Here is a 19796-nt window from a genome sequence, read left to right as displayed (position 1 = left end):
CGGCGAGATTACGTCACTTCTTGAGCTGCGCCAGGAGCTCCTTCGCCGGGGCGAAGTCGCGCGCGTTGTCGAGCGCGCGCTCCAGCATCTGGATCGCCTTCTTGTCGTCGTTCTGACGGTGGCTGATCAGGCCGAGGTAATAGAAGACCTCGCCCTTGCTGATCGGCGCGCCCTCGTCGAGCTTCTGGAGGAGCAGCGCGCGGAAGGTCTTCTGCGCGCGGTCGATGTGCGCCGTCCTCGCCGCGTCGTCGCCCGACTCCGACAGCTCCAGCGCCAGCACGCCGAGGTCGCGGAGGATGGCGATCGAGCCCGGGTCGATCTTGAAGGCGACGTCGAGCTCGGTGAGCGCCCGCTCCCGCTGCCCCTCGGCCAGGTAGGCCTTGGCGAGGCGGTGGTGGATCGCGGCGAGATCCTTCGAGCGGCGGCCGCCGTAGGACTCGACGATCTGCTGCAGCGCCTCGGCGGCCTTCTGGCCGCGGCCCGAGGCGCTGTACGCGTCGCACAGCGCGAGCAGGAGCTCGCGATCGCCCGGCACGAGCTCGGTCGCCTTGACCAGGAGGTCCGCGGCGCGGCCGGGATCGCTCCGCTTCGTCAGGTGGATGCCGGCCGCCTTGCGGTAGAGCGCCACCTTCTCGGCCGGCTGCCCGGCCGTCTCCGCGTCGCCGGTGATGAGATCGGCGAGCTCGGTGAAGGCCTGCTGCTTCTCGTAGAGGGCGAGGAGCTGCTTCCTGATGTCCTGCGCCGACGCGTCCGCCGCGAGGCCCCGCTCGAGCACGCGCCGGACCGCGCCCTCGTCGCCGAGGGACCGGTGCAGATCCGCGAGCCGCAGCGCCGTGCTCACCGCCTCCGCGGCGCGGGCGTCCTCGAGGATCACCTCGAGCCGCTGCGCCGCCTCGGCCTTCTCCCCGCGCTGCTCGTGCAGGCGGGCCAGCGCGAGCAGCGCGCCGGCGTGGCGCGGCTCGCGCTCGAGGACCGCGCGGTAGGTCTCGATCGCCCGCGCCGTGTCGTTCAGCCGGGTCTCGTAGACCTCGCCGAGGCGGACGCTGTACGACAGCTCCGCCGCGACGTCGCCGCGGTCCTTCGCGCGCTCGATCTGCGTGACGAACAGATCCGACAGCTCCTGATCGCGGCCGGTCTTCTCGAGCAGCTGCGCGAGCAGGACCGTCGCCTTCTCGTTGTCGGGCTGCTCGTCGAGGACCGCGCGCAGGTGCTCGGTCGCCTCGCTCACGGCGTCGAGCCGCGAGAGGCAGATCTCGGCGCTCTCGAGCCGCAGCGCCGAGCGGGCCTCGGGGGACTCGGCCAGGTCGGTGAGCCGCTCGAGCAGCGAGAGCAGCTCCTTGTGCTTGCCGGCCTTCGCGTAGAGCTCGCGCAGCGCGGTCGCCGCGCGCGCGTCGCCCGGCTCCGCCTCGAAGAGCGTCTCGTAGAGATCGATCGCCGCCGCGTCGTCCCCGAGCTTCTCGCGCGCGACCGCCGCGGCGGCGTGCCGCGCGTCGCGGATGCGATCGGCCTCGGCGTAGAGCTCGGACTGGCGCACGAGCAGCCGGAAGACCTCCTTGGGGTCGCCCGCCTCCTCCCGCACCTTCGTGAGCTCGGCGAGCGCCCAGGTGTCCCCCTCGTCCGCCGCGATCATCTCGCGCAGGATCGCCTCGACGAGCTCCCGGTCGCCCAGCGCGCGCTCCGCCAGCTGCTTCGCCTCGCGGCGGAGCTCGCCCGCGGTCCCCTCCATGCCGTCGAGGGCCGCGATCCGGCGGAGCGTGCCGATGAGATCGCGCTCGCGCCCGGGGGCCCGCTGCAGCTCCTCGATCGACCGCAGGATGTGCTCGCTCGTGGGATCGTGCGTGAGCGCCGCCTCGTACGCGGCCTCGGCGGCCTTCGGGTCGCCCACCTTGTTCTTCTGCCACTCGGCGATGCGCATCCAGAGGTCGCGCGCCGTGTCGCCGTCGAGATCGTCCCCGGCCCGCACCGCCCGCTCCAGCGCGGAGGCGGCGCTCGCCCAGCCGCCCGTCAGCGGGGCGAGGCGCTCGATCTCGCCGAGCACGTCCGGGTCCGACGGGTCGTCGGCGAGCGCCTTCTCGAGGGTCTCCAGGGCCGCCCGCGGGTCGTTGGAGCGCACCTCGAGCACCTTGGCCAGGTCGAGGCGCATCCGGATCCGCTCCACGCCGGTCGGCGCGAAGCGGATGCGCTTCTCGTAGAGGCGCGCCAGCGCGGCGTTGTCGCCCCGCGTGCGGTAGACGCCCTCGAGCGCCTCGGCCGCCTCGTCGAAGAGCGTGGGATCCTCGGTGAGCGCCTCGATCGCCGCGCTCGCCCGCTCGTGATCGACCGCGCGATCGAGCGCCTGCCGCAGGGTGTTCAGGCCCTGGGGCTTGTCGCCGAACGACTCGATCTGGATCACCGCGAGCCGGTAGAAGAGATCGGCCTGGTCGCGATCGCCGCTCGTCACCGCGACGCGGCGCTCGAGCACGTCCGCGAGCGCCTTCTCGTCGCCGAGGCGGCCGTAGAGCCGATCGAGCGCCTCGAGGAGCTCCGGCGTGTCGCCGGCGTGCTCGACGGCCTTGGCGTAGGCCTGGGCGCTGCGCCGGTCGTCCTTGAGCTTGTCCTCGGCGATGCGGCCGATCCGGAGGAACAGGTCCTTCGCGATCGTCGCGTCGAAGGTCGCCGAGGCCCGCTGCGCGAGCGCGTCGCAGTAGCGGCCGAAGCCGCCCGTGCGCTCCGCGAGCCGCTCGATCTCGCCGTGCAGCGACGCGTCGTCCGGCGCGTCCTCCAGGGCGCGGAGCAGCGCCTCCTCCGCCTCGAGCGGCCGCCCGAGCTGCACGTCCTGCACCACCGCGATCGCCCGGAGCGTCTCGGCCCGGTCGGTCGGCTCGGTCTGCGCGCGCAGGCGCAGCTCGAGCGCGGCCGCGAGCTCCTCGTGGCGCCCGGCCGCGCGGAGGACGGGCTCGAGCACCTGGGCGGCGTCGAGGCGCAGCTCCTCGCGGCCCTCGCCGATGGCGCGGACCGCCCGGATCGCGTGATCGTTCGCCTGATCCTCGTCGAGGACGAGCCGGTACTGCTCGATCGCGTCGCTCGGGCTCTCGAGCTCCCGCGCGTAGAGATCGCCGATCGCCGTCCGGAGCTTGATGCGCGCGTCCCGCTCCGTGGCGGCGCTCGCCTGGAGCATCAGGTTCGACAGGAGCTCGTCCCACATCCGCTCGGCCCGGTAGAGCCGCTCCAGCGAGGTGAGCACCGCCGGATCGCCCGGCTTCGCGTCGAGCGCCGCGTTGAGCGCGGTGATCGCGTCGCGCGGGCTCGCGAGGTCCCTGTCGTAGCGCTCGGCGGCGCGCACGTTGAGGTCGTAGCGCAGCTCCTCCTCGTCGGGGCCCGCGAGCTCGACGCGGCGGCCGTAGAGCTCCACCAGCCGGCTCGCGGCGCCGCGGGGCTCGTGCAGCTCGATCAGCGCGTCGATCGTCATCGCGCTCTCGGGGTCGAGCTCGAGCGCCCGCTCGTACGCCTGGATGGCGCCCTCCGTGTCCTCGAGCATCTCGAGCTTTGTCTCGGCGATGCGCCGGCAGATCGAGGCGTTGTCCTCGTCCGACGCCATCTCGCTCTTCTTCTCGAGGACGGCGATGAGCGTGTCCCAGTCGCTGAGCAGCACGGCCAGCGTGTCCATCTGCTCGAGCGGCTCGGGGTCGCTCGGGTCGAGCGCGGACAGGCGCGCGTAGGCGCGGAGCGCCCGGCGCGGGTCGTCCACGCGCGTGTCGTAGACCCTGGCCAGCGACGAGAGCAGCTCGCGCTTCGTGAGCTCGTCGGACGTGATGGTCACGCCCTGCTCGACGCTCTCCGCGAGCTCCTCCCAGGCGCCGAGCTGCTCGGCGAGCCGCTCGAGCTCGCCGCGCGTCTCGCCGTCGTCCGGATCGAGGCTGAACGCCGTCCGGATCGCGTCGAAGGCGCGCAGCTCGTCGCTGCCCCGCGCCTCCCAGAGCTTCGCCGTCTCGCGCAGCACAGCGACCTTCTCGCGGGCGTCCGAGGCGAGGCCGAACCGCTCCTCGTTGAGCCGGATGAGCTGCCGCCAGTCGTCCGCCCCCTCGTAGAGCGGCCGGAGGATCTCGACGACCCGCGCCTTGTGCTGCAGGTCCTGGATGAGCGCCTCGAGCGCCCGGATCGCCTCGGCGTGCGAGGGCACCTCGCCGACGATCGCCTCGAGCTGATCGATCGCGCCCGCGGTGTCGTCGAGGCGCGTGCGCAGGAGCTCCGCGAGCGCGAGCCGGTAGGGCGCCGCGCGCTCGCCGTTCGGGGCGGCCTCGGCCCGGCGCAGGTAGAGATCGGCGAGATCGCGCGGCCGATCGAGCTCGCGGTAGAGCTCGGTCAGCGCGTCGAGCGACCGGGCGTCGTCCTCGTCGACGTCGAGCGCCGCGCGGTAGGTCTCGATCGCGAGCGCGGGCTCGCGGAGCTCCGTCCGCTCGAGGCGCGCGATCGTGTGGAGGGCGTCGAGCCGGTCCTCGTCCTTCCGGTAGTCGAGCGCGGCGCGGTAGAGCTGGATGCGCTCGGCGTGGCGCCCTTCCTTGATGAGCAGCCCGTCGATCGCGTCGAACAGCTCGCGCGAGTCCGGCTCGAACTCGTGCGCGCGCCGGTACCACTTCAGCGCGTCGGTCACGTCGCCGAGCTCGGCGTAGAGCTCGCCGGTGCGCCGGCTGAGCTTCGCGCTCGACGCGTCGTCCGAGGTGAGCTCGCCGAGCTCCGCCGCGTAGATCTCGGCGAGCCGCCGCTCGGCGCTCGCCACCTTCGCGAGCCGCTCGAGCTCCGCCCAGACCCCCTCGTCGGTGAGATCCTCGTGGAGGAGCTTCGCCACCGTCTCCAGGGCCGCGCGGTAGTCCTCGAGCTGCTCCTCGTGCAAGGTCGCGAGCCGCTGCAGGAGGTCGCGGCGCTCGACCGGGTCCTGGCTCGCGGCGAGGCGCGCATCGAGCGCGATCTTCACCCGGTTCCAGTCCGCCCGGCGCAGGTACACCGGCTCGAGCATCTCGCCGGCGCGCGCCCGGTGCTCGGCCTCGGCCGAGCCCTCGAGGATCGCCTCGAGGAGCGACACGGCGCCCTCGTGCGCCGGATCGATGAGCAGCGCCTCGGAGAGCTCGTCGAACGCGCGCTGCAGGTCCTCGGTGTGGCGGTGCGCGACGAGCGCGATCTTGACGTGCAGCTCGGCGAGATCGCCGGCGCGCACGTCGAGCTGCCGCTCGTAGAGCCGGATGAGGTCCTGGAAGCGCCCCGCCGCGCGGTAGAGGCTGTCCAGCGCCGCGAGCGCGTCCGGGTGCAGCGCGATGTCGAGGATCGTCTCGTAGGTCGCGATCGCGCTGGCCTGGTCCTCGAGCGGGCCCCGCTCGAGCTCGGCGATCCGGAAGAGCAGCCCCGTCTTCTCCTCGTCGCTCTCGGCGTGCTCGACCCGGAGCTTCAGGATCTCGAGCAGCCGCCCGGCGTCGTTCGCCTCGCCGTAGAGCTCCTCCAGCGCGATCATCGCCCGCCGGTCGTCGCCGCGGGCCTCGAGCGCCTTCTTGTACTGCTCGACCGCGAGCTCGCGGTCGTCGAGCTTGTGCCGCGCGAGCTCGCCGACCCGGAGCCGGACGTCCTGCTGCACGTCGCCGTCGAGGATGTCCGGCGCGATGCCCTGGAACAGCGCGCACACCTCGGACCAGCGTCCGGTGGCCTCGCCCAGCCGCTCGACCGTCTCGATCCAGGTCGTCACGTCGGGCTCGCCGGCCGCCTCCCGCACGCCGCGGAGCGCGTAGCCGAACGCCCGCGACGTGTCGCCGAGCGGCCCCTCCGCGGTGCGGAGCGCCTTCTGCAGGGTGGCGAGCCGCTCGCCCGGGAGATCCGAGGTCTCGACCTTGATCTCCAGGACCCGGAGGAGGCGCTCGGCGTCGCCGTCCGCCTCGTAGAGCGGCTCGAGCGTCTCGGCCGCGTCCCGCCGCGCGTCGTCCCGCTCGAGCATCGCCTCGAGCGCCGCGCGGCAGCGCGCGTTCGACGGATCGAGCGAGAGCGCCTGGCGGTACGCCTCGAGCGCCCCCGTCGCGTCGGCCTGGTGCAGCCGCCGCACGTCGCCGAGCCGCGCCAGCAGATCGAGCCGGGCGGGCGTCTCCACCGCGAGCGACAGGTCCGTCTCCAGCGTGTCGGCGAGGTCGACCCAGCGCTCGTCGAGGTCGTAGAGCGCCTCGAGGGCCGCGAGCGTCGGGCGCTCGGGCCCGAACTCGTCGAGCACCGCGCGCCACGCGTTGATCGCCTCGGGCACGTCGGCGAGCCGCTGCGCGAGCGTCTCGGCCGCCTTGGTCATCGCGCGCCGCCGCTCCTCCGGGTCGGTGGTCGCCTGCTCCCGCGCCCGGAGCACGGAGACGAGCTCCCGCCACTGCGAGGTCCGCTCGTAGAGCCGCTCCAGCGCCGCGAGCGCCGCCGTGTCGGCGCTGTCGTCGCCGAGCCGCGCCTGCCAGGCCTCGATCGCCTTGGCCGGGTCGTCCAGCACCGTCTCGTACAGCGTGCCGATGCGCTCGTAGAGCGACCGCCGCGTCTCGACGTCCTCCTCGAGGCGCACCTCGATCGCGAGCACGCCCGCGAGCGCCTGGTGCTCCTCCTTCGCCGCGTAGATGCGGCCGAGCGCCTGCGCCGCCGGGATGACCAGCGACGGATCGGTCGGATCGATGGAGAGCACGCGCCGGTAGACCTTCTCGGCCCGGTCGGCGTCGCCGAGGAGGTCCTCGCAGATCCTCGCGACTTCCATCAGGATTTCGCCGCGGATCGAGGCCGTCCCGCACGCGTCCGCGGCCGCCGTGAGCACCTCGGCGACCTGCTCGTGCTCGCCGAGGCGCCGGCCGATCTCGATGAGCCGCTCGCGCGCCGCGAGGTCCTCCGGCTCGAGCGGCAGCAGCTCCGACAGGCTGGCGAACGCGCCCGCGTCGTCCTTGAGCCGCTCGTCCTGGAGCACGCTGACGCGGCGGAGCAGCTCGCGCCGCTCGGACTCGGTCTCCGCGCCCTGGCGCCGGATCTCGAGGACCCGCACGAGCTGCCGGATCTCGTCCCGCGCCTCGTACACCGCCTCGAGCACGCGCGCCGCCCGGAGCCGGAGCGCCCCGATGTCGAGCAGCCGCTCGACGAGCTCGCGCGCCTTCGGGTCGTTCTGCCGGATCCGGAGCACGTCCTCGAGGTGCCCGAGCGACCCGTCCGGCTCGTGCAGCCGGTCGAGGTAGATGCTGCCGAGCGACAGCTTGATCTCCACGCTCTCGGCCTCGGTCGCCGTCTTCAAGCGCTGCTCGAGGAGCGCCGCGAGGTCGCGGAAGCGCCCCTCGCGCTCGTAGAGCTTCTCCAGCGAGTCGAGCGCCGCCGTGTAGAACGGATCGAGCTCGAGGATGCGCTCGTAGTAGCCGATCGCCTTGGCGGCATCGCCGATGATCTCCTCGGCGATCAGCGCGACCTCGTTGAGCAGCTCGAGGCGCTCGCTCTGATCGGTCGTGCCCTTCGCGGCGCGGTCGTAGAGCTCCTCGAGCTCGCCCCAGCGCTCGGCCGCCGTCAGGATCTGCTTCAGCCGCTCGAAGGCGCGGTGGCTGTTCGGGTCGAGGCTCAGCACCCGCTCCAGGTAGGGCTTCGCGCCCTCCGGATCGCCGAGCTGCTCGTCGTGCAGGCTCGCCGCGCGCTCGCAGAGCTCGACCTCCACGGCGCTCCCGAGCACCTTGTCGCCCTCGGTGCGCCCCGCGACGAGGTGCACGCGGTAGGCCTCCGCGAGGTCGGTCGGCCGGCCGGCGCGGCGCGACAGCTCCGCGGCGCGGTCCCAGAGCTCGATGTCGTCCGAGAACTCGTGCAGCGCCCGGAGCAGCGCGTCGAACGCCGTCCCGGCCGCGTGCAGCTTCGTCTCCTCGACGTTCGCGAGCGTGAGGTAGAGCTCCCGGCGCCGCGCCGGGTCTCGCTCCGCCTCGAGGATCACCCGCAGGGCCATGGCCTCGCGCCGGTGGTTGCCCGTCTCGGCGTACTCGACGGCGAGCACCCGGGCCGCGCGCACGCGCGTCTCGGGGCGCTCGACGAGCCGCGAGAGCACGGCGATCGCGTCCGGGTCGTGCGCCGACAGCTCGAGCGCGCGCACCGCCGCCTCGAACGCGTCCGCCGGACGATCCAGCCGGTCCAGGTAGAGCGTCGCGAGCTCGATCTCGCGCCGCGCCCGCTCGTCGCCCTCGCTGACGTCGCGGTGCGTGGCCACGATCTCGGCCGCCGCCTCGTACTCGCCCGCGGCGTTCAGGAGGCGCGAGAGCACCCGCAGCGCGTTGATGCGCCCGGGCGTGAGCGCGATGACCTTGCGCAAGAGCTCGATCGCCTTCGCCGGATCGCCGAAGACCTCCTCCTCGAGCGTCGCCCACTCCTCGAGGATCTCGGCGCGCGCCTCGCCCTCGACCTGGCTCGCCCTGAGATCGAACAGCCACCTGAGGTCGGCCTGCCGCTCGTTCGCGCGGAGGAGCGCGTCGAGCGCCCGCACCGTGTCGTCGTCGGACGGGTCGTCCTCGACGAGGCCGCGGTAGACGGTCACCGCCTCGTCGAGCTTGCCCATCTCGCGCGCGTACACCTCGGCGAGCTTCAGCCGGAGCGTGCGCTGGACGTCGGTCGTGAGGTCCGTCGCCGTCCGGAGCCGGCCCTCGACCGCCTCGACGAACGGCCCCCAGGAGCCCGCCGCCCGCGACCAGGCCTCGAGCAGGTCGAGCCCCTCCTCGTCGGGCTTGAGCTCGTAGGCGCGGCGCGCGTAGCCGAGCGCGCTCGGCTTGTCCGAGAGCGGGCCGCCCGTCGCCGCCGCGAGCTTGCGCAGCATGCCGACCTGGGCCTCGGTGTCCTCCGTCGCGTCGAGGAGGATCTCGTAGAGCGCCGGCAGCCGGGCCCACTTCTCCTCGTCCTCGTAGATCGGCACGAGCGCCGCCGCGGCGCGCGCGTCCTTCGGCGAGACGCTGAGCACGCGCTCGTACGAGCGCGCCGCGCGCTCGGGCGCCTTGAGCTGCTCCTCGAAGATCCGCGCCGCGCGGAAGGAGATGTCGAGCTTCGTGGCCGGGTCGGTCGCCTTGTCCGCGGCGCCCGAGAGGAAGTCGACGAGGCCCTCCCAGTCGTTCTGCGAGGCGTAGAGCTCCTCGAGCCCGTCCCAGTCGCCCGCGACGAAGTACGCGTCGCGCAGGACGCGGAGCGCGCGCGCGTGCCCCGGCGAGAGCGTGAGCACGCGCCGCCACGTCCGCGCCGCCTGCGCCGGATCCTTGAGGCGCTCGGCGTACACGGCCCCGAGCTTCTGCAGAGAGACGAGCCGCGCCGCGTCGTCGGCCGCGAGGTCGACGCGCCGCTCGAGCACCTCGGCGACCGTGGCGAAGTCCTTCTCGCGCTCGGCCTGCTTCTCCAGCGCGTCGAGCACCCCGGGGGCGCTCGGGTCGAGCTCGAGGATCCGCTTCTGCAGCGTGATCGCGTCCCCGCCGCGATCGAGCCGCTCGGCGGCGAGCTTGGCCATCTCGCCGAGGAGCTCGATCTTCGCGGCGCCCTCGGCGCTGTCGAGCTTGCGCTCGTAGAGCGAGTAGAGCTGCGGCCAGGCGCGCCGCTTCAGGTAGAGCTCGCGGAGCTTCTGCTGCGCCTCCTCGTCGATCGACTCGACGGTGAGCAGCGCCTCGTAGGCCGCGATCGAGTTCTGGACGTTCGAGAACTGGTCGAACCAGCGCCGCGCGACGGCGCGGTAGAGCCCCGCCTTCTCGGCGCGGCTCTCGGTCAGCTCGGCGAGGCGCTGCTGGTACGAGAGCAGGTCGCGCCAGCGCCCGAGCGCCTCGTAGATGCGGGTGAGCTCCCGCACGGCGTCGACGTCCTTGTCGTCGAGCTGGACGATCTGGGTGAGGACCGTGACGAGCGCCGCGTCGTTCTTGGCGCGGTCGCGGTAGATCCCGGCGATCTCGCGGAGCACGGCGACCCTGCCGGCCACGTCGTCGACGGGCGTGCGCTCGAGGTCCTGCCGGTGGAGCTCGACGAGGGCGTTGTACCCCTCGGTCTGGAGGTAGAGGCGCTTCAGGGCGTCGCGCGCCTGGCGGTTCTCCGGATCGGTCCGGAGCACGGACTTGTACTGCTCGATCGCCTTGGCGGCGTTCTCCTGCGACTCGGCGAGCCGCGCGAGCTCGGTGGCGAGGGCGCGCTTCTCGGGGCCGTCGGGCACGGCGCGCTGCGCGTCCGTGAGGATGGTCGTGAGCCGCGGCTTGTCGCCGCGCTGCTCCAGGACCTCGCGGTAGAAGTTGAGCATCCCGGCGTGCGCCGGGTCGGCGCGCCGCACGCGGTCGAAGTAGGGCTCGGCCGCCTGGGGCTGGGCGCGCATGCGCCAGTGGACCATGGCGATCTGCACGAGCATGCCGAGCTCGTCGCCCGGCTTCACGCCGCCGCTGCGGAGCTGGTCCTCGTAGAGGGCGACGAGGCGATCCCAGTCGCCCGCGGCGGAGTACGCCTCGGCCAGGAACGAGAGCGCCTCGGGCTGGCCGGGCGAGAGATCGAGCACCTCCTCGTAGGCCGCGATGGAGCGGGCCGGATCATCGAGGTGGGCCTTGATGGTGCGGGCGGCGCGGACGCCCGCCGCGATGCGGTCCTCCTTGCGCTCGGCCTCGGCCTTGACGAGCGACTGGACGCGGACGACGGCGTCCCAGTCCCCCGCGGCGGCGAAGGCGATCTCGGCGAGGTTGGCGGCCCGGCGGTTCTTCGGGTCGAGCTGGAGGGCGAGATCGATGAGCTCGCCGACCTTCGCGCCGAGCTCGGCGCGGCCGTAGCGGTAGCCGATGTCGGCGGCGCTCGTGGTGAGCGCGCTCTTGAAGGCGCCGTCGGTCGCGGCCTCGGCCTCGGCCATGTAGCGGTCCACGAGGTCGCGCCATCGCTCGCGCTTCGAGGCGTCGGTCTCGAGGGCCTCGGTGGCGGCGTCGTCGTCGGGGCGCAGCTCGAGCAGCCGCTTGTAGGCGGCCGTCGCGCGTTCGACGTCGATGAGCTCCTCGTGGTAGACGCGGGCGAGCTCCGCCTGCATCGCGCCCTCGACGGGGCTGCCGGCGGCGAGCGCGATCTCCAGCTCGAGGAGGCGAGCGACGGCCTGCCACTCGTGCCGCTCCTCGTGCCGCCCGCGCGCCGCGCCGAGCAGACGCTCGACGTCGCCCGCGCCCGCGCCGTTGTTCGGAGCAGTCACGGCCTCCGCGAGCTCGTTCCAGGCTGCCTCGTTCTCGGGCTCATCCTGCAGGCGCCCGAGGGCCATCCGAATCGTCTCAACGCTCATCGTATCTCCGCGGACCTCGCGAATTCGGTCCGGTCCGTTCACGGCCGGGCGAAGATAGCCGGGCGGACGACACGGTTTCAAGGATCCTCGCCCCCGCGGCAAAAGCGCGGGCGCAGCTTTCGCGCGCTTCTGCCGCGGGGACGGCCAGCGGGCGGGCCGTCTGCATGGACGATTCACCGCGCCCTCGGCTTCGGGTATCCACCACGGGCATGGAAGCTACGACGATCAAGCGCTTCGGGGTGATCGGCGCGGGCCAGATGGGGCGAGGCATCGCCCAGGTCGCCGCGGCCGCGGGCCTCGAGGTGGTCCTGTGCGACGTCTCGAGGCCGGTGGCGGAGTCTGGCAAGGCTCAGATCGCCGCGATCCTCGCGAAGCAGGTGGAGAAGGGGAAGATGGCCCCGGAGGCGCGGGAGGCGCTCCTCGGCCGCGTCGCGGTCGCGGACGGCATCGCCGGCCTGTCGGGGGTCGACCTGGCCGTCGAGGCGGTGACCGAGAGCTTCGACGTGAAGAGCCGGATCTTCAAGCTCGCGGACGCGGCGATGCCGGCGGGGGCGATCCTGGCGTCGAACACGTCGTCGATCTCGATCACGCGGCTCGCGGCGGTGACCGGCCGGCCTGAGCTGGTCATCGGGATGCACTTCATGAACCCGGTGCCGCTGATGAAGCTCGTCGAGCTCATCCGTGGGGTGCAGACGTCGGACGCGACGTACGAGGCCGTCCGGGCGCTCACGGTGGGCCTCGGCAAGACGGTGATCACCTCGAAGGACCAGCCCGGGTTCATCGTGAACCGGATGCTGATCCCGTTCCTGAACGAGGCGTGCTTCGCGCTCCAGGAGGGGCTGTCGACGCCGGAGGACATCGACGCGGGGGCGCGGCTCGGGCTGAACCACCCGATGGGGCCGCTGGAGCTCGCGGACCTGATCGGGCTCGACACGGTGCTCTCGATCGCGGAGGTGCTGCACCGGGAGTTCGGGGACTCGAAGTACCGGGCGCCCACGCTGCTGCGGAACCTCGTGGCGGCGGGGTGGTACGGGAAGAAGAGCGGGCGGGGGTTCTACGTGTACGACGAGAAGGGGCAGAAGACGGGGAGGGCCGTGTAGGCGGGAGCCGCGACAGAGACGGCGGGGGCGGGGGCGGGGGTGGAGGGACGCCGCGTCATCCGCGAGATGCGAACATTTCTGGCGGTTCAGGAGACAGCCTGTTTACGCGATTCCCCATGACCGCGCGCGGCCTGCGTCCAGGAACGCAATGAATACATAGCAGGCCCAGGCGGGCACGAAATGGCGCCTTCCGGGGCGCGAGGCAGGCGCTTCCCCCCGGCGCCGGGCGCTGCTAACCCCACCCCATGACCGCTCAAGAACAGCAGCCGGGGATCCCTGCTCGCGGTACGCTCCAGTTCGTCGCCGTCGAGCGCGCGGGCCACGTCGCCACCGTGACCATCCAGCGGCCGGACAAGCTCAACGCCCTGAACCCCGCCGTCCTCGGCGAGCTCACCGCGGCCTTCCGCGATCTGCTCGCGCCCGCCGAGGGCGACGAGATCCGCGCGGCGGTGCTGACCGGCGCCGGCAAGGCGTTCGTCGCCGGCGCCGATATCGCCGAGATGGCCGCCATGAACAGCATCGCCGCGAAGCGGTTCGCCGACGCAGGCCACCGCCTCGGCGACCTCATCGAGACCGCCCCGTTCCCCGTGATCGCCGCGGTCAACGGCTTCGCGCTGGGCGGCGGCTGCGAGCTCGCCCTCGCCTGCGACTTCATCTACGCCGCGGAGGGCGCCAAGCTCGGCCAGCCCGAGGTGAACCTGGGCGTCATCCCAGGGTTCGGCGGCACCCAGCGGCTGCTGCGACGGGTCGGGCCCGGACGCGCACGCGAGCTCATCTACTCAGGCGATATGATCACCGCCGAGCAGGCGCTCTCGATCGGGCTCGTCAACGCCGTCTTCCCGGCGACCGAGCTCCTCGCGCGCGCCCGCGACACCGCCCTCAAGATCGCCTCGCGCGGGCCGCTCGCCGTCGCCGCCGCCAAGCGCGTCATCCTGCGCGGCGAGAGCCTCGATCTCGCCGCCGCCAACGAGCTGGAAGCCCAGGCCTTCGCCGCGCTCTTCGGCAGCGACGACCAGCAGCTCGGAATGAAAGCTTTCCTGGCGAAATCACAGGCCGCGTTCACCGGAAAGTGAGCCTCCGAGCCGCACGCCGGAGGACAAAAAAATACCGCGCATCATGCTGGAGGGGGGCCAGACATGACCGCGGCAGGGGGACCGCGGCGGCGTGGTGGACGTCCGTCGCGGTGCTCAAGAAAACCCGCACGCGCTCCGGGCCGGGGGGGGAAACCGCGCCGGTGCGCATGCGGTGATCAGAGTGTGGCACCCAAGGGCAGGTTGTCGATAACAAAGTGCAACGTATGCACGCAGGTGAGCGGATTGCGCCCGGCACGAGGACAGCCAGACGACCGCACAGCGCAGACGCCGCCCATTCCGGCGAATGCGCGTTCGAGCCGGGCATACCCGTGCACGGCAGACAGCCTCCGGCGGAGTCCATTTTCGCGTTCTCGGAAAGGAGTACACGAGAACCCGCCGGCCCCTCACGGCAGGCGCCGCGACGAAGGGAGCCAGGCACGGAACACCTGCTCATAAGTAAAGAGCCAGGACGAACAAGGCACACTGCCGCGAGAAAACCACCGGAGCGTGCGCCGCGCGCACGAGGCGCGCACGCGCCGAGAGGGCCCAGAACCTGCGCCGCGCGCATGGGGCGGCGCACGCCCCGACAGGACGCCGGGGTAAGCAGCGACCCTGAGGCGAGCAAGTAAAGAGACTTTAACTACCGAAGCACAAGGCTTGCAGCATTTTCGAGAAAGCTTTGCCTCGTGCGTCTCGGTCAATTTCTCCTTCTCCTTCCCGTCCTCGCCTCCGATTCCACCATTGCACAGGGCGCGATCCCGTATGGCGCCGCCGGTCGGCTCGACAGGGCGGCGCCAACAGCGCACGGCACGCCGCGGCAGCGCCAGGACCGCCCGCTCGCCGCGCCGCGCTGCGCCGCGAGACGAGCGCCCCCGCGATCGCGACGCGACGTCCTTGACGCCGAGCGCGAAACGGGGCTACCGAGATCCATCTGACAATCTACGCCTCGGGTGCCCTCAGGGCATAACAGGGAAGCCGGTGCGAAACCGGCGCGGTACCGCCACCGTGAGTGGGGAGCTGCCTCCGAAGACCACTGGGCCTCATGAACAGGCCTGGGAAGGTGGACGCAGCGCTGGGAGCTCGAACAGCTCCCTGAACCCATGAGCCGGGAGACCTACCCGAGCCCCCCACGAGGTGCAGCTTGCGCACGTCTTCGTGGCGTTCGGGTGCGGATCTCACCCGGAGCGCCGAAATCGGTCCCCACGGCCGTGCCGTGTCCATCGCCTGCGTGTTCCTGGCGACGCTCCTCGCGGCCCGGCCCGCGGCCGCCATGCACCTCGCGGAAGGCGTCCTGCCGCTCGGCTGGTGCGCGGTCTGGAACGCGATCGCCCTGCCCTTCGTGGCGATCGCCCTCCATCTGCTCCGGCAGCGCACCCGGCAGGACGTCTTCTACAAGCCGTTCGTCGGCCTCGTCGCCGCCGCCGTCTTCGCGATCTCGTGCATGCCCGTGCCGGTGCCGACCGCCGGGACCTGCTCCCACCCGTGCGGCACCGGGCTCGCCGCGGTGCTCATCGGCCCCTGGATGGCCGTCCTCGTCACCGTTGTGGCGCTCCTCATCCAGGCCCTCTTCCTCGCGCACGGCGGGCTCACCACGCTCGGCGCCGACGTCGCGTCCATGGGCATCGCGGGCGCGTTCACCGGGTTCCTCGCCTTCCGGCTCGCGCAGCGCTGCGGCGCGAGCCTCTGGGTCGCGGGGTTCCTGGCCGGCGTGACCTCGGACTGGGCCACGTACGCGACCACGGCGCTCGAGCTCGCGCTCGGGCTCGCGGGCGAAGGGTCGGTGACGTCCATGTTCACCGGCGTCGCCCTCGCCTTCGTCCCCACCCAGCTGCCGCTCGGCCTCCTCGAGGGCGCCATGACCGCGGGGGCGCTCGTCTTCCTGCGCGCCCGGCGGCCCGACATCCTGGAGCGGCTCCGGGTCGTCCCGCTCGCCGCGGGGGCGTCGTGACACGGCGGGTCGCGCAGCGCGCGCAGCCCGCGTTCGCACGGCGCGCGCGCGCTGCGGCGCTCCGGCTCACCGCCGCGCTCCCGGCCGCCGCCGCGCTCGGGCTCGTCGCGTGCGGCAACGCCTCCTGGGACGGGGTCGACGAGGCCGTGATCCGCCGCGTCGCCGAGGACGCGGGGCGCCACGACACGGGGCCGCTGTTCGCGGGCTTCGAGGGCGATCTCCTGCTCTTCGCGTTCCTCTGGGCGGGGCTCCTCTCCGGCTTCGCCCTGGGCTACTTCTCGCGCGTGCTCTTCGTCGAGCGCGCCGGTCAGCCCGCCGGCGATCCCGGCGGCAAGCCCGGCGTTGAAGGCCTCCGTGCGGACTGACCTCCCCGCGCGGCTCCGCGACGTGGATCCCCGGCTCCGCCTCGGGGCCGCCGTGACCGCGTGCTGCGTCGCCGCGGGCGCGCGCTCGCCCTTCACGCCGGCCGCGCTGCTCGTCGTCGCGTGCGCTGCCCTCCGCCTCCAGGGCGTGACGGCGGGCGCCGTCCTCCGCGCGTTCGCGCCCGCCGCGTGGCTCGGGGGGCTCGCGGCCGCGCTCGCGCTCGCGCTCACCCCGGGGGAGCCGCTCCTCGCGGGCGCGCCGTTCCCGCTCGACGCCCTCACGCGCGAGGGGGCCGACCGCGCCGCGGCCATCGCCGCGCGCGTCCTCGCGGCGGCCGCGGTGCTCCGGTGGCTCGCCAGCGCCGCCGCGCCCGCCGAGATCGAGTCGGCGCTCGCCGGGCTCGGCGCGCCCGCGGCCCTCGTCGAGCTGCTCGCGCTCGCGCGGCGCTTCGCCGGCGTGCTCCAGCGCGCGGCCGACGGCGCGTGGAGCGCCGCCGCGCTCCGCGGCGGGTTCGCGCACCCGCGCGCCGCCGCGCGCTCGGCCGGCGCCGTCGCGGGCGTCGTGGCGCTCCGGACCCTGGAGCGCTCCGAGCACGCCGCCCTCGCGATGCAGCTCCGCGGCTACAAGGGAGAGCTCCCCGTCGCCGACCGCCGGGCGAGCGCGCCCGCCGCGAACCTCGCGTTCGCCGCCGCCGCCCTCGCGGCGCTCGGGCTCAGCGTCGCCGCCGGGGAGGCGGGATGAGCGCCATCGCCCTGCGCGCCCCCCGGATCGGCTACCGCGGCGCCGAGCCCGCGCTGCGCGACGTGCGCCTCGACGTCGCCGAGGGCGAGTCCGTGGCGGTGCTCGGTGGCAACGGCGCCGGCAAGACCGCGCTGCTCCGGACGCTCGTCGGGCTCCTCCCTGCGCCCGGCGGCAGCGTCGAGATCTCGGGCCGCCGCGTGGGCTCGCCCTCGGACGCCGTGGCCGCGGGCGCCGCGCTCGTGCTCCAGGACCCGGACGACCAGCTGCTCGGCGCGACGCTCCTCGACGACGTCCTGTTCGGCCCGAGGAACCTCGGCCTGCCCGCGCCCGAGGCGCGGCGCCGCGCCGAGGCGGCGCTCTCCGCCGTGCAGATCGCGCACCTCGAGGGCCGCGCGATCGAGGCGCTGAGCTTCGGGGAGCGCAAGCGCGCGTGCATCGCCGGGATGCTGGCGATGCGGCCGCGCGTGCTCTTGCTCGACGAGCCGACCGCGGGCCTCGACCCGGAGGGCGAGCTCTCCCTCTGCCGGACGCTGCGCGCCCTCGCCGAGCAGCAGGGGACCACGCTGGTCGCCGCGACGCACGCGGTCGATCTCGTGCCGCTCTTCGCGACGCGGGCGATCCTGCTCGGCGACGGACAGGTCCTCGCGGACGGGCCGCCGCGCGAGGTGTTCGCGCGCGGGGAGCTCCTCGCGCGGGCGCGGCTCAGGCGGCCCTGGGTCGCGGAGCTCTGGACCCGGATGAGCCCGTCCCCCCTGCGGGGCCACGCGGGCCTTCCGCTCACCCTGGAGGAGGCGCTCGCATGCATGACGACGGGCTCCTGCTGATCGGCCACGGCAGCCGCGACGCCGCGTCGAACGCCGAGTTCGAGGCGCTCGTGGCCGACTACCGCGCCTCGCGGCCCGGGATCGTCGTGCAGCACGGCTACATCGAGCTCGCGACGCCCTATCTCGCCGACGCGCTCGCGGCGCTCGCGGCGCGGGTGTCCCGGGTGGCGGTCGTGCCGCTCTTCCTGTTCGCGGCGGGTCACGTGAAGAACGACATCCCGCTTTCGCTCGAGCAGGCGCGGGCCGCGCACCCGGGCGTGCGCTTCTCGGCGGCGCGGCACCTCGGCGTGCACCCGGCGCTCGCGGAGCTCGCGTTCGAGCGCGCCGCGTCCGTGCTGCCGGACGACCCGGCGGCGCGGGCCCGGACGGCGCTCGTCGTGGTGGGGCGCGGGGCCAGCGACCCGGACGCGAACGGCGATTTCTGCAAGATGGCGCGCCTCATCGGCGAGGGCCGCGGGCTCCAGCTCGTCGAGCCGACCTTCATCGGCATCACGCGGCCCTCGGTCGAGGAGACGCTCGATCGCGTCGCGCGCCAGCGGCCCGAGCGCGTCGTCGTCCTCCCCTACTTCCTCTTCGCCGGCCGGCTCATGACGAAGCTCGCCGAGCAGGTCGATCGCTTCGCCTCGACGTACCCGTGGATCCGCGCGTCCCTCGCGCCCCACCTCGGCCTGTCGCGCGCGCTCTTCGGGCTCGTCGACGAGCGCGCGCGCCAGGCGCTCGCCGGCGAGTCGCCCCTCCCCTGCGACACGTGCATGTACCGCACCGCCATGCCGGGGCTGGCCCAGGAGGTCGGCGGGCTCAAGGCGATGCTCTACAGCGTGCGCCACACGCTGACGCACACGCAGGCGTCGAACCACCTGCACGCCCACCGCCCGCTGCGCAAGCACGTGCTCGTCTGCGGCAACGCCGACTGCGTGGACCGCGGCAGCCTGGCGCTGCTCGAGTCGCTGCGCCGTCGCCTGAAGCAGGCCGGCCAGCAGCAGCAGATCCGCGTGACGAGGACGTCGTGCATGGGCCGCTGCGGCGAGGGGCCGACGGTCGCCGTCTACCCCGACGGGGTGTGGTACCGCGGCGTCCGCGAGGAGGACGCCGAGGACCTCGTGGAGGAGCACCTGCTCGGCGACCGGCTTGTGGCGCGGCTCGTCGACGACATCATGCAATGAGGCAGAGAAGACGAACCGCCGCGAGAGATGAAGAGGGAGAGAAAATGAACCGCCAAGACGCCAAGTGCGCCAAGAAAGAATGAAGAGAAAACAAATGTCTCCCTCTCTCTCTCCCTCTCTCTCGGCGTCCTCGGCGCCTTGGCGGTCCATCTTCTTTTCGCTTCATTCAAACATCTTCTCGCTTTAGGAGAGCACCGATATGGCCTGTCACGAAATCGCCGCGCTCCGCCTGGGGCTCATGAACATCCTGGGCATCGACGACCCCGCCGAGCGCGCGCACGAGCTCGCCGAGCTCGGCCCTGCAGCGGAGGCGCCGGGGCCGGTCTCGGCGATGCTGCGCGCCGGAGATCTGAAGAACCTCTCACGCCTGTTCGAGGGGTCCCTCGCAGAGCTCCAGGAGAAGGTCGCGAAGACCCCGGCCGGCGACGCGAAGCTCGCCTACCTGCGCTCGCTCGTCATCCTCACGAAGCAGGTCGAGCTCGACCTCCGCGCCCAGGTCGACGGGCTCGGCCGGCTCTACCGGGAGCTCGAGGAGATGCACGACTTCGTTCACGAGATCTACCCGGCGGAGTGAGCGGAGCAAACCCATGGCTCAGGGCAACCCGAAGATCAGGATCGCCCACGCAACGCCGCTGGGCCACGGCGCCCGGCTGCTCCGCGTCGAGCGCGTCGACGGCGCCGAGCTCGGCTTCGCCGGCGGGCAGTACGTGATCATCAACACCGGCGTCACCCTGCCCGGCGGCAAGCTCGCGAAGCGGGCCTACTCGCTCCTCTCGAGCGACGCCGAGCAGCGCGCCGTCGAGATCGCCGTGAAGCGCATCGGCGCCGGGCCGGGGTCGAACGTGCTCAACGACCTCCCCGTCGGCGCCGAGCTCGAGTGGAGCGGCCCCTGGGGCAAGCTGCGGCTCCCGCCGGGCTTCTCCGGGCGCGCGCTCCTGATCGCCACCGACACCGGCATCACCGCCGCGCTCGGCATCGCGCAGAGCGCGGCCGCGGCCGGCGCGGCGCAGCTCGACCTGCTCTGGCTCGTCGAGTCCGAGGACGACTTCCTCTCCGAGCCGTTCGTCCGCGAGCGCCTCCCCGCCCCCGTCCGCCTCTCGGTCGCCCGCGACCTCCCCCCGGTCGGCCACCCCGAGCGGCCGGCGCGCGCGTGCGCGCTCGTCGGTGAGCAGCACCTCGCGGCCGGCCCCTACGACGCCGTGCTCTGCGCGGGCGACGGCGCCGTCCTCTACCCGCTCCGCGACCGGCTGGCCTCGCTCGGCGCGCCGGAGGGCAGCGTGCTCCTCGAGAGCTTCTTCAACAACCCCCTGAAGAAATCCTTGTAATCGTT

Annotated in this window: 10 protein-coding genes and 1 riboswitch; of the genes, 9 read left to right on the top strand and 1 reads right to left on the bottom strand. The window is 73.2% G+C overall.

The features are described 5' to 3' along the window. Positions 1 to 13: 13 nt before the first annotated feature. Positions 14 to 11254 carry a tetratricopeptide repeat protein gene (locus WMF17_RS01605; RefSeq protein ID WP_437647646.1) on the bottom strand — a complete coding sequence of 3747 codons (11241 nt, stop codon included), beginning with the start codon at positions 11252 to 11254 and terminating at the stop codon, positions 14 to 16. A gap of 209 nt (positions 11255 to 11463) precedes the next feature. Between WMF17_RS01605 and WMF17_RS01600 the strand changes: the two genes are divergently transcribed. The 9 genes from WMF17_RS01600 (at position 11464) to WMF17_RS01560 (ending at position 19791) form a co-directional block, all read left to right on the top strand. Next, the gene (locus WMF17_RS01600; RefSeq protein ID WP_437600201.1) at positions 11464 to 12354 is read left to right on the top strand and encodes a 3-hydroxyacyl-CoA dehydrogenase family protein; all 891 of its coding nucleotides are present in this window, start codon (positions 11464 to 11466) and stop codon (positions 12352 to 12354) included. Between the two features lie 245 nt (positions 12355 to 12599). Continuing rightward, positions 12600 to 13427, top strand: coding sequence for an enoyl-CoA hydratase/isomerase family protein (locus tag WMF17_RS01595; RefSeq protein WP_437600200.1), 828 nt, complete (start codon positions 12600 to 12602; stop codon positions 13425 to 13427). A gap of 931 nt (positions 13428 to 14358) precedes the next feature. Then, positions 14359 to 14563: riboswitch (cobalamin riboswitch) on the top strand. 77 nt (positions 14564 to 14640) lie between these two features. Beyond that, a complete protein-coding gene (locus WMF17_RS01590; protein WP_437647644.1) occupies positions 14641 to 15375 on the top strand; it encodes an energy-coupling factor ABC transporter permease in 735 nt (244 codons plus the stop codon). Further along, a complete protein-coding gene (locus tag WMF17_RS01585; protein WP_437647642.1) occupies positions 15372 to 15740 on the top strand; it encodes a hypothetical protein in 369 nt (122 codons plus the stop codon). The genes WMF17_RS01590 and WMF17_RS01585 overlap by 4 nt, the downstream gene beginning before the upstream one ends. Further along, entirely contained in the window at positions 15730 to 16479 is a 750-nt protein-coding gene (locus WMF17_RS01580) for a CbiQ family ECF transporter T component (protein ID WP_437647640.1), read from the top strand. The genes WMF17_RS01585 and WMF17_RS01580 overlap by 11 nt, the downstream gene beginning before the upstream one ends. After that, a complete protein-coding gene (locus WMF17_RS01575; RefSeq protein WP_437600196.1) occupies positions 16476 to 17303 on the top strand; it encodes an energy-coupling factor ABC transporter ATP-binding protein in 828 nt (275 codons plus the stop codon). Before WMF17_RS01580 ends, WMF17_RS01575 begins: the two co-directional genes overlap by 4 nt. Continuing rightward, the gene (locus WMF17_RS01570) at positions 17279 to 18466 is read left to right on the top strand and encodes a CbiX/SirB N-terminal domain-containing protein (RefSeq protein ID WP_437600194.1); all 1188 of its coding nucleotides are present in this window, start codon (positions 17279 to 17281) and stop codon (positions 18464 to 18466) included. Before WMF17_RS01575 ends, WMF17_RS01570 begins: the two co-directional genes overlap by 25 nt. A 199-nt stretch (positions 18467 to 18665) precedes the next feature. Next, the gene (locus tag WMF17_RS01565) at positions 18666 to 19040 is read left to right on the top strand and encodes a DUF3209 family protein (protein WP_437600193.1); all 375 of its coding nucleotides are present in this window, start codon (positions 18666 to 18668) and stop codon (positions 19038 to 19040) included. Between the two features lie 13 nt (positions 19041 to 19053). Beyond that, the gene (locus WMF17_RS01560) at positions 19054 to 19791 is read left to right on the top strand and encodes an FAD-dependent oxidoreductase (protein ID WP_437600192.1); all 738 of its coding nucleotides are present in this window, start codon (positions 19054 to 19056) and stop codon (positions 19789 to 19791) included. Positions 19792 to 19796: the final 5 nt, after the last annotated feature.

It is taken from the genome of Sorangium sp. So ce362, assembly GCF_051519845.1.
Taxonomy (GTDB): domain Bacteria; phylum Myxococcota_A; class Polyangia; order Polyangiales; family Polyangiaceae; genus Sorangium.
The sequence above is the reverse complement of the archived record's forward strand: the minus strand, read 5'-3'. Positions and strand labels throughout refer to the sequence as shown.